Raw genomic sequence first — 8,712 nt, forward strand, 5'->3', positions numbered from 1 at the left:
CCTACACGTCTCTATACCCTCTTTTTTGCCTTCACGAAAAGCGAATACGTTTTTTATTCACATTCCTATAAAAAGCAGATTCACACAGTAGCGCAATGACCATTATTGCTTTTATGATGATACTTCTTTTATAAAATAAACTGTTTTATCTGGCAAAATAGGCTGTTTTACTCACCAAAACAGCCTATTTTGCTTCCTTATAAAAACCGTATAAGGCAAATATCAATCATTTTATTTTGTGCTGTCCACAGTTTGCAGTATCTTTGCAGAGAAGATAGGCTTCGCCTCAACAAAGAGATAAATCATGCCCATCTACAAACTATTCTTGGGTGTAGATATTATCTTTTTCTTAAAAGACAAACATTCACCTTTATACTAATTTTACAGATATGATTCTTTTCTTTGAAACACCCCAAAAGAATATCATTGCAACGGAGATAAACCACCAACCTTGTCAAGAAGACATCGACAAACTGTGTTGGCTCTTTGGGCAAGCTACTTGCTTGGATGCAGAGCAGCTTGAGGGTTTCTTCGTAGGACCACGGCGCGAAATGATTACTCCATGGAGTACCAATGCCGTTGAGATTACTGAAAATATGAATCTAAGCGGCATTTTGCGTATTGAGGAGTTCTTCCCTGTTCGCTCAAAAGAGGCGGAACATGACACGATGTTGCAAAGAATGTACGACGGATTGGGACAAGACATTTTTGAGGTGAATCACCAACCAGAGCCTATCAAGCTGGTTGAAAATCTGGAACAGTATAACGAGCAAGAGGGATTGGCACTCTCGCCAGAAGAGATGGCGTACCTACACACCATAGAAAAGCAGAACGGAAGACCCCTCACCGACAGCGAAATATTCGGGTTTGCACAAATCAATTCTGAACACTGTCGGCATAAGATATTCGGTGGCACATTTATCATTGACGGTGAAGAAAAAGAATCCTCGCTCTTTGCCATGATTAAGCGTACCACCAAAGAGAATCCGGGCAAGATACTGTCTGCCTACAAGGACAATGTGGCTTTTGCACAAGGTCCCATGATAGAACAGTTTGCACCCGAAAATCAGGCGACCAGTGATTATTTCAAAGTAAAAGACATTGAGAGTGTCATCTCTTTGAAAGCCGAAACACACAACTTCCCCACCACCGTAGAGCCCTTTAACGGTGCTGCAACAGGAACAGGTGGAGAGATTCGCGACCGTATGGGTGGTGGCGTAGGCTCTTGGCCATTAGCAGGCACAGCCGTTTACATGACAGCCTACCCCCGATTGCAAGGCGAAGCACGGTCATGGGAGAACATCCTGCCCGTGCGTAAATGGCTCTATCAATCGCCCGAACAAATACTCATCAAGGCTTCGAATGGTGCCAGCGACTTCGGAAACAAGTTCGGACAACCTTTAATCTGCGGTTCGGTACTCACTTTTGAACACCAAGAAGACGACCAAAAATTGGGTTACGACAAGGTAATTATGCTGGCTGGCGGTGTTGGCTACGGCAAAAAACGCGACTGCTTGAAGAAAGAACCGCAAAAAGGCAATAAGGTGGTAGTAGTTGGTGGCGACAACTACCGCATTGGTTTGGGTGGCGGAAGCGTGTCATCTGTTGATACAGGACGCTATACCAGTGGTGTAGAACTGAATGCTATACAGCGTGCTAACCCCGAAATGCAAAAGCGTGCCTACAACTTGGTAAGGGCTTTGGTGGAAGAAGACAGCAACCCTGTGGTGTCTATCCATGACCATGGTAGTGCAGGACACCTGAACTGCTTGTCTGAATTGGTAGAAGACTGCGGTGGAGAGATTGACATGACCAAGTTGCCGATTGGTGATAAGACGCTCAGTGCCAAGGAAATCATTGCCAACGAGAGTCAGGAGCGCATGGGACTGCTCATTGACGAGCAACATCTTGACCACGTAAAGGCGATTGCCGAACGTGAGCGTGCACCGCTCTACGTGGTAGGTGAGACCACTGGCGACGCTCACTTCTCATTCGTACAAGGGGATGGAAAGAAACCGTTTGACTTAGATGTGGCACAAATGTTTGGACATTCGCCCAAGACCATTATGAAAGATGAGACGGTAGAACGCCATTACGAAAACGCCACCTATAGCCAAGACCAAATAGATAGCTATCTTGACAAAGTGCTACAATTAGAAGCTGTAGCGTGTAAAGACTGGCTCACCAACAAGGTGGACCGCTCTGTAACAGGAAGGATTGCACGCCAACAATGTCAAGGCAAGATACAGTTGCCTCTCTCCGACTGTGGTGTCGTGGCTTTAGACTATCGCGGCAAGAAAGGTATTGCAACAGCGATAGGGCATGCGCCACAAGCAGGATTGGCTTCGCCACAAGCGGGGAGCGTGCTCAGTGTGGCAGAGGCTCTCACCAATATTGTGTGGGCTCCGCTCACAGATGGGCTGGAAGGCATCTCGCTATCAGCCAACTGGATGTGGCCTTGCCGCTCACAAAAGGGCGAAGATGCACGCCTGTATGCTGCTGTTGAGGCGTTGAGCGACTTCTGTTGCTCGCTCCACATCAACGTACCCACAGGAAAAGACTCGCTGTCGCTTACCCAGAAATATCCTAATGGCGAGAAAATCATCTCTCCGGGAACCGTCATTGTCAGCGCAGGAGGCGAAGTGGAAGATGTGAAAAAAGTGGTTTCACCTGTATTAGTGAACGATAAGAACTCATCACTCTACTACATTGATTTCTCTTTCGACGACCAGCGGTTGGGTGGAAGTGCCTTTGCGCAAACCTTAGGAAAAGTGGGGAGTGACGTTCCGACGGTGAAAAACCCAGAGTATTTCGCCGATTGTTTTGAAGCAGTTCAAGCCTTAATCAAGAAAGGTTGGGTGATGGCAGGCCATGACATTAGTGCTGGTGGCTTGATTACTACCCTTTTAGAAATGACATTTGCCAATCCTGATGGGGGCATCCACGTAAATCTTTACGATTTTGCAGAAGAGGATGTAGTGAAAGCCCTATTTGCCGAAAATCCGGGTGTCATCATTCAGGTATCCGACACGCACAAACAAGCATTGCGCGAATACTTAGAAGCTGAAGGTATTGGATATGCCAAGATAGGCTACCCTACCCCCAAAGTACGCCAGCTCGTGATAAAGAAAGGTGAATGGGAACACAAATTTGAGATTGATGCATTGCGTGACACATGGTATCAGACATCTTATCTGCTGGATCAACGACAGAGCATGAATGGAAAAGCAGACGAACGCCGACAGAACTATTGGCAACAACCCGTTGAGTGGCACTTCAAGGATGGGTTCACGGGCAAGCTCTCTCAATACCAGTTGGATGCCAACCGTCGCTCCGCATCAGGAATTAAAGCCGCCATTATCCGAGAGAAAGGAACCAATGGCGAACGCGAAATGGCTTATGCCTTATACTTAGCAGGCTTTGATGTGAAAGATGTGATGATGACCGACTTGATATCTGGTCGAGAAACACTGGAAGATATCCATATGATTGTATTCTGTGGGGGTTTCTCAAACAGTGATGTGTTGGGTTCAGCAAAAGGTTGGGCAGGCGCATTCCTATACAATCCCAAAGCGAAAGAAGCACTCGATAAGTTCTATGCTCGTAAGGATACGCTCTCATTAGGAATCTGTAACGGTTGCCAGTTGATGGCAGAGCTGAACTTGATTAACCCTGAACATGAACACCGCACACACTTATTGCACAACGACTCACAAAAGTTTGAGAGTGCATTCTTAAGTCTTTCTATTCCAGAGAATAACAGTGTGATGCTTGGCAGCCTCGCTCATAGCAAATTGGGTATATGGGTAGCACATGGAGAAGGGAAGTTTAGCTTGCCAGAGTCAGAAGACAAGTATCATATTGTTGCAAAATACAACTACAGTGAATATCCAGGAAATCCAAATGGCAGCGACTACAGTGTGGCTGGCATCTGTTCTGCGGATGGACGTCATTTGGCAATGATGCCCCACTTAGAACGCGCTATCTTCCCTTGGCAAACTGCTTATTATCCACACAAGCATCGCTGTGATGAAGTGACTCCATGGATAGAGGCATTTGTAAATGCGAGAAAGTGGATAGAAGGGAAAGTATAGTTAACAAGTTGACGAGGTGACGAGTTGACAAGGTGACGAGTTAACAAGTTGACGAGTTGATAAGTAGATAAAAAAGGTATTCAAGTAAAGAGACTATCACTTTTTATAGCGCATGGGCAATCATATCAAAACACCCAACACGGCAGAGACATCGCAGGACAACTACCGCTGGACGACGCTCTTTAAGACATTCTTCAAGATAGGAGCGTTTACCCTTGGTGGTGGCTATGCCATGATTCCCATTATCGAAACAGAGGTAGTGGAGAAGCATCATTGGATAGAGAAAGATGAGTTCCTCGACCTCATCGCCGTTGCACAGAGCTGTCCCGGTGTGTTTGCTATCAATATCAGCACCTTTGTTGGCTATAAGTTACGAGGCACACCCGGAGCCATTTGTACGGCTACAGGGACGGCATTGCCGTCTTTTCTCATCATTTTGCTGATTGCGATGTTCTTTCATTGTTTTATGGACGTGCCTTGGATAGCAGCCATGTTCAATGGCATTCGACCTGCGGTTGTCGCCTTGATAGCCGTACCCACCTTCAACTTAGCAAAGAGTGCAAAGATTTCGTTAGTCAACTGTTGGATACCCATTATTTCTGCGCTGCTGATATGGGCGGTTGGAGTCAACCCTATTTTTATTATCATAGCTGCAGCGGCAGGTGGATATATTTACGGACAGTTTATCAAGCCTACTGAGTAATATGATTTATCTCTATCTCTTCTTTACCTTTTTCCAAATAGGTTTGTTTGGTTTTGGTGGTGGTTACGGTATGCTGTCGCTCATACAAACAGAGACAGTGATACAACACCACTGGTTGACAAGTGCGGAGTTTACCAACATTGTGGCTATCAGTCAGATGACACCTGGCCCCATAGGCATCAACTCTGCCACCTATTGTGGCTATGCTGCTATTCACAATGCAGGATATGGCATGTGGATGTCGGTTTTAGGCTCCGTTGTTGCCACCACTGCCTTGGTGCTACCTTCCCTTATCCTCATGATACTCATTAGTAAGATGTTTATGAAATATATGAATACAGAACCAGTGCAAAATATCTTTAGTGGTCTTAGACCTGCTGTTGTTGGTCTCTTGGCTGCTGCTACCCTACTGCTGATGAACGAGGAAAACTTTGGCTCAATGGTAGGAAATCCATGGCAGTTTTGGATTAGTATTGCCTTATTCATCGCAACATTTATAGGAACGAAATATATCAAAATTAATCCTATCCGAATGATTTGCTATGCGGCATTCGCAGGGTTGATGTTGCTGTATTGAGAGTATATAAGTTTGTAAGTTTCTGAGTTTCTGAGTTGATTAGTTTGCAAGTTTGCTGTAATGGAGATCAACTCATCAACTTATGAACTCATCAACTTATGAACTCGTGAACTAAAACAACTTATCAACTCATTAACTCATTAACTCATTAACTAAAAACCAATGAACAAAATACATGGTTTTGTAGGAGCCATCACATCTGCAACAGCCTTTGGGCTTATACCACTCTTTAGTCTTCCAGTATTAGCAACGGGCATGCCCTCCACCGCAGTGTTAGTGTATCGTTTTGCTTTTGCTTGTCTCATTATGCTTGTTGTGCTGATGTACCAACGGCAAAGTCTACATCTTCGCTTTGGCGAATCGCTCCGCCTCATGCTGCTATCCACTATGTATACCGGGTCGGCAGTTTTCCTTATCGAGGGCTATCGTTATCTGTCCAGCGGCATCGCAACCGTTATCATGTTTTCATATCCTGTGTGGACTGCTCTGTTAATGATGATTTTTAGGGGTGAAAAGGCATCGGGTACTACCTTTTTAGCCATAGGACTGGCAGTGGCAGGGGTATGTTTCTTATCAGGAATTGAGAACGGTGTTGGCAACATCTCTGTTTTGGGCATCTGCTTAGAGCTTCTGTCAGGACTGTCGTACGCTATTTATATGGTTGCCTATCCTACTATGAACATACGCACCATACCCACCATAAAAGTAAACTTTTATATTTTCTTCTTCACGATGCTGCTGCTCATGTTATACGCCATATTCACCTCAGGTGGGTTGCCAGCCATTCATACGGGTACGGTCCTGCTCAACCTCTTCCTGTTGGGCTTGCTTCCAACAGTAGTAAGCAACATCACCCTCATCTTGTCGCTGAAGAGTATTGGCAGCACCTTGGTGGCAATACTCGGTGCCTTCGAACCACTAACGGCGATGTGTATCGGCATTATGGTCTTTGGCGAACCGTTTACGGTACACATAGCCATCGGATTTGTGTTGATATTGATTGCCGTAGCAGTGTTAATTCTTAAAAATGCACACCATAAGACAAAAGCAGAAAAAGATATTGTCTCTTCAATTTGAAAAAACACCATAAAATAAGACGTAAACAAGAGCGCATGTCAAATATTATATCTATATTTGCGAAAGGAAATAAAGATGTGCAAACCATCTTGCAAAACCGTCATATTAACAACTATTTATATCATCTGAAAAGAAGATTATAAAAAAGGAAAGGCGATATTTCAAAAATATCAATTGATGAAAAACATCCTGATTATCATTCTGTCTATCTTCTGTGGTAGCAGTACAGCGCAAACACTAAAAACATTTAGTGGACTTTACAATGGAGGACATGCCACATATACTTTTTAGGAAAGCAGTGATGGCGGGTACATTTATCACGACAAATTCAGAATTCATCTCACAATATCATAAAGAGAAAAATATCACCATATAAAATGTTAACGAAAAAAAAATACACAATGGAAAAAGACCAAAATTACAGAGTAGAAAGTGATTTGTTAGGAGAATTACAAGTTCCTACAAATGCGTATTATGGCGTGCAAACTCAGCGTGCTATTAACAATTACAAGATATCGACAGGAAAGATGAGCGACTATCCCGACTTTGTTATCTCGATAGCCTATGTCAAGAAGGCTGCTGCTAAAGCCAATGCAGAGGCAGACTTCTTAGATGCACACATTGCAGAAGCCATTTGCAAAGCCTGTGATGACGTTATTGAGGGAAAGTTGCAAGATCAATTCCCTATAGATATGGTTCAGGGTGGCGCTGGTACATCGGTGAACATGAATGCCAATGAAGTGATTGCCAACCGTGCATTGGAAATCATGGGGTATAAAAAAGGGGATTATGCGCATTGCTATCCTAACGACCATGTGAACTGTGGACAGTCTACCAATGACGCTTATCCCACTGCACTACGTTACGCTGTATATCGAATGAACAAGACGTTGGTGGAGAGTCTTCGCCACCTTGTAGACACATTCAACAGCAAAGCCGATGAATACAAAGATGCTGTGAAAATGGGACGTACACAGTTACAAGACGCAGTGCCTATGACTTCAGGGCAAGAGTTTAAGGCTTTTGCACACAGTTTAGAGCAAGAAATAGACTTCCTAAACGAAAACGCCAAGCGCCTTTTGACCATCAACATGGGAGCAACTGCCATTGGTACAGGTATTAACGCAGCACCAGGGTACGACAAGTTGGTGACCAAGTATTTGGCAGAATACACAAAAGAGGATTTTAAGGAAGCAGACGATATGATTGCTGCTACACCCGACACAGCCGATTATGTGAGCTATTCAGGTGCCATGAAACGATTGGCTGTTAAATTATCAAAGATTTGTAACGACTTGCGATTGATGGCATCGGGTCCTCGTTGTGGTCTACACGAAATCAACTTGCCTCCTATGGCTCCCGGCTCTTCCATTATGCCAGGCAAGGTAAATCCTGTGATTCCAGAAGTAACCAATCAAGTTTGCTTCAAGGTCATTGGTAACGATACAACCATCACCATAGCAGCAGAGGCTGGACAGTTGCAACTCAATGTGATGGAGCCTATCATTGTGCAATGTCTGTTTGAAAGCTCACAGTGGCTGAACAATGCCATGAATACATTGGCTGATAAATGTGTGAAAGGTATTACCATTAACACCCAGCACAATCTTGATGTGGTGAACCATTCCATTGGAATTGTTACCGCATTGAATCCTTACATTGGTTACAAGAACAGTACCAAAGTGGCTAAGGAAGCGTTAAAAACAGGCAAGAGCTTGCACGAAATTGTAGTGGAAAAAGGATTCTTGTCCAAAGAAGAGGTAGACAAAATTCTCGATCCCAAAGGTATGCTCAACGTACACAAGAAGATAGAAGTATAACAGGGTAATCCGAAACTTCTTTAGACTCAATGAAAAGGACGTGGGCAATGTTGTCCACGTCCTTTTTATTGATTGTTATTTGCTAAAACAAGACCGCACAATGCTTCATATTTATGGCACGACAACCTTTTGATGATTGATGAGATACACTCCCTTTGGCAACTGCTGCAATGCACGCTGAACATTATTCGTTGTCCCTATCTCACAGCCTTGGAGGGTATATATCTTAACAGAAGTCGTTTTCGATGTTTGAGCAACATTGTTGATGCCCGTCACCACACCTAAGTTTACACCTGTGGGATTATAGTATGCACCATTTTGAAACTTCAAATCGTTGGTTTGTTTGCCACCCGAAGTGTTGAAGATTATTGCTGTCCGGTAAAACTTTATTAAACAAAATAATTTAGGGCTGACACTTCTCACGAGGTGTCAGCCCTTTTG

General features: G+C 44.0%; 6 protein-coding genes. 5 read left to right on the forward strand and 1 reads right to left on the reverse strand.

Annotated features, from left to right (window positions below; genetic code table 11):
• Window positions 1-389: 389 nt before the first annotated feature.
• The 5 genes from purL to aspA all read left to right on the forward strand — a co-directional run bounded on the left by purL (window position 390) and on the right by aspA (window position 8,271).
• Complete coding sequence (purL, locus tag DEM91_RS01275) at window positions 390-4,094, forward strand: phosphoribosylformylglycinamidine synthase (protein WP_249857594.1); 3,705 nt, start codon at window positions 390-392, stop codon at window positions 4,092-4,094.
• A 112-nt stretch (window positions 4,095-4,206) separates the two neighbouring features.
• A complete protein-coding gene (locus DEM91_RS01280) occupies window positions 4,207-4,797 on the forward strand; it encodes a chromate transporter (protein ID WP_249857596.1) in 591 nt (196 codons plus the stop codon).
• Window position 4,798: 1 nt separating this feature from the next.
• Window positions 4,799-5,374, forward strand: coding sequence for a chromate transporter (locus DEM91_RS01285; protein ID WP_249857598.1), 576 nt, complete (start codon window positions 4,799-4,801; stop codon window positions 5,372-5,374).
• 162 nt (window positions 5,375-5,536) lie between these two features.
• Window positions 5,537-6,451 carry a DMT family transporter gene (locus DEM91_RS01290; RefSeq protein WP_249857600.1) on the forward strand — a complete coding sequence of 305 codons (915 nt, stop codon included), beginning with the start codon at window positions 5,537-5,539 and terminating at the stop codon, window positions 6,449-6,451.
• Between the two features lie 401 nt (window positions 6,452-6,852).
• Entirely contained in the window at window positions 6,853-8,271 is a 1,419-nt protein-coding gene (aspA, locus tag DEM91_RS01295; RefSeq protein WP_249857602.1) for an aspartate ammonia-lyase, read from the forward strand.
• A gap of 111 nt (window positions 8,272-8,382) precedes the next feature.
• On the opposite strand, the gene DEM91_RS01300 is transcribed toward aspA, so the two are convergent.
• A complete protein-coding gene (locus tag DEM91_RS01300; RefSeq protein ID WP_249857603.1) occupies window positions 8,383-8,601 on the reverse strand; it encodes a hypothetical protein in 219 nt (72 codons plus the stop codon).
• Window positions 8,602-8,712 lie beyond the last annotated feature (111 nt).

The organism is Prevotella sp. TCVGH (genome assembly GCF_023522295.1).
GTDB lineage: Bacteria > Bacteroidota > Bacteroidia > Bacteroidales > Bacteroidaceae > Prevotella > Prevotella timonensis.

Bases quoted from the DNA above. Each gene is read 5' to 3' on its own strand.
- purL (WP_249857594.1), top strand. From the start codon at position 390: ATGATTCTTTTCTTTGAAACACCCCAAAAGAATATCATTGCAACGGAG.
- DEM91_RS01280 (WP_249857596.1), top strand. From the start codon at position 4,207: ATGGGCAATCATATCAAAACACCCAACACGGCAGAGACATCGCAGGAC.
- DEM91_RS01285 (WP_249857598.1), top strand. From the start codon at position 4,799: ATGATTTATCTCTATCTCTTCTTTACCTTTTTCCAAATAGGTTTGTTT.
- DEM91_RS01290 (WP_249857600.1), top strand. From the start codon at position 5,537: ATGAACAAAATACATGGTTTTGTAGGAGCCATCACATCTGCAACAGCC.
- aspA (WP_249857602.1), top strand. From the start codon at position 6,853: ATGGAAAAAGACCAAAATTACAGAGTAGAAAGTGATTTGTTAGGAGAA.